Here is a 1931-nt window from a genome sequence, read left to right on the forward strand (position 1 = left end):
GCCCGAGGCGCTGGACGGGCTGCCCCTGCCCGATGCAGTGTTCATTGGCGGCGGCGGCAATCCGGCGCTTTATGCCGCGCTGCTGCCGCGCCTGTCGCCCGGCACAAGGTTGGTGGCCAATGCCGTGACACTGGAGGGCGAGGCCACCTTGGCCGCCTGTCATGCCAGCCATGGCGGCCATCTTCTGCGCGTCGATATGGCCGAAGCGGCGCCGCTTGGCGGCTTTCGCGGCTGGTCGGCAGCGCGCCCGGTGGTGCAATGGAGTGTGACGCTATGAAGGTGGCGGGCATTGGCTTTCGCGCCGCCGCGCCACTTTCGGCGCTGCGTCAGGCGCTGGATCTGGCCGAGGCAGCAGGCGGGCGGGTGGCCGCGCTTGCCACCACCGCGGAAAAGGCTGATGCGCCTGCGCTTTGCGCATTGGCCCAGGAACGCGGCTTGCCCATCCTGCGCGTTTCCGTCCAGGACGTGCCGACCCAAACCCAATCGCCGCGTGTGCAGGCGCGCTTCGGCACCGGCTCGCTGGCCGAGGCGGCAGCGCTGCAAGCCGCAGGCTCCGGCGCGCGGTTGACCGTGCCGCGCCTTAACACCCCTGACGGGCAGGCCACCGCCGCCATCGCTTCTGGAGATACCGAATGACCGTTCACTTTATCGGCGCAGGCCCCGGCGCGCCTGACCTGATCACCCTGCGCGGGCGCGACCTGATCGCCGCCTGCCCGGTTTGCCTTTACGCCGGGTCGCTGGTGCCCGAGGCGCTGCTGGCGCATTGCCCGCCCGGCGCGCGGATCGTGAACACCGCGCCGCTGAGCCTTGATGAGATCATGGCCGAGATCAGCGCTGCCCATGCCGCAGGGCAGGATGTGGCGCGGCTGCATTCGGGTGATCTGTCGGTCTGGTCGGCCATGGGCGAGCAGTTGCGCCGCCTGCGCGCGCTTGGCATTCCGTTTGACGTGACGCCGGGTGTGCCCGCCTTTGCCGCCGCCGCCGCCGCGCTGGAGGCCGAGCTGACCCTGCCGGGCGTGGCGCAATCGCTGGTGCTGACGCGCACTTCGGGCCGCGCCTCCTCGATGCCCGAGGCCGAGAGCCTCGAGAATTTCGCGGCCACCGGCGCCACGCTGGCCATTCACCTCTCGGTGCATGTGCTGGCCGAGGTGCAGGCGCGGCTGATCCCGCGCTATGGCGCCGATTGCCCGGTGGCGGTGGTGTTCCGCGCCAGCTGGCCCGATCAACGGGTGATCCGCGCCACTTTGGGCAGCATTGATCCGGCGATCGGTGTGGGCGAGCGCACGGCGCTGATCCTTGTGGGCCATGCCCTTGGCGCGCAGGATTTCGACGAAAGCCGTTTGTATGCAGGCGATTACGACCGCCGCTATCGCCCCGTCGGCACCGACCCGCGCTTCCCGGAAACGGCATGAGCGTTCCGGGCCTTCTGATCACCGCCCCCGCCTCGGGCACTGGCAAGACCACCGTGGCGCTTGGCCTGCTGGCGGCGTTTCGTGCGCGCGGTCTGGTAGTGCAGCCGTTCAAAAGCGGGCCGGATTACATCGACCCCGCTTTTCATGCGGCGGCCTCGGGGCGGGCCTCGCTGAACCTTGACAGCTGGGCGATGGCGGCAGGCCGGATTGCCGGGCTGGCGCAGGCCTCAAGCGGCGCGGATCTGGTGATCGCCGAAGGCTCCATGGGGCTTTATGACGGCGTGGCGCGCCCCGGCGAGGCAGGCAGTGGCGCCAGCGCCGATGTGGCGATGATGATGGGCTGGCCGGTGGTGCTGGTGCTGGATGTCTCGGGGCAGGCACAGACGGCGGCGGCGGTGGCGCAGGGGCTGGCCCGCTTTCGCCCCGGCCTGCCAGTGGCGGGCGTGATCCTGAACAAGGTGGCCTCGCCTCGGCACGAGGCCTTGGCCCGCGCCGGGATGGCGCAGGCCGGCCTGACCG

3 protein-coding genes and 1 pseudogene are annotated in these 1931 nt (G+C 70.7%); all 4 read left to right on the plus strand.

All coding sequences use genetic code 11. The features are described 5' to 3' along the window. Positions 1–277: pseudogene (locus tag JNN06_RS14135) on the plus strand (cobalamin biosynthesis bifunctional protein CbiET); the annotation flags it as partial. Further along, positions 274–636 carry a cobalamin biosynthesis protein gene (locus JNN06_RS14140; RefSeq protein WP_291240241.1) on the plus strand — a complete coding sequence of 121 codons (363 nt, stop codon included), beginning with the start codon at positions 274–276 and terminating at the stop codon, positions 634–636. The pseudogene JNN06_RS14135 and the gene JNN06_RS14140, both read left to right, overlap by 4 nt. Beyond that, positions 633–1412: a precorrin-4 C(11)-methyltransferase gene (gene cobM, locus JNN06_RS14145; protein ID WP_291240239.1), complete on the plus strand. Its 780-nt coding sequence runs from the start codon at positions 633–635 to the stop codon at positions 1410–1412. The genes JNN06_RS14140 and cobM overlap by 4 nt, the downstream gene beginning before the upstream one ends. After that, a partial coding sequence (locus tag JNN06_RS14150) for an AAA family ATPase (RefSeq protein WP_291240240.1) occupies positions 1409–1931 on the plus strand: 523 nt, incomplete at its 3' end. The genes cobM and JNN06_RS14150, both read left to right, overlap by 4 nt.

Source organism: Gemmobacter sp. (assembly GCF_016792925.1).
Taxonomy (GTDB): domain Bacteria; phylum Pseudomonadota; class Alphaproteobacteria; order Rhodobacterales; family Rhodobacteraceae; genus Gemmobacter.

Coding starts and splice junctions, on each gene's coding strand:
- JNN06_RS14140 (WP_291240241.1), top strand. CDS start 274: ATGAAGGTGGCGGGCATTGGCTTTCGCGCCGCCGCGCCACTTTCGGCG.
- cobM (WP_291240239.1), top strand. CDS start 633: ATGACCGTTCACTTTATCGGCGCAGGCCCCGGCGCGCCTGACCTGATC.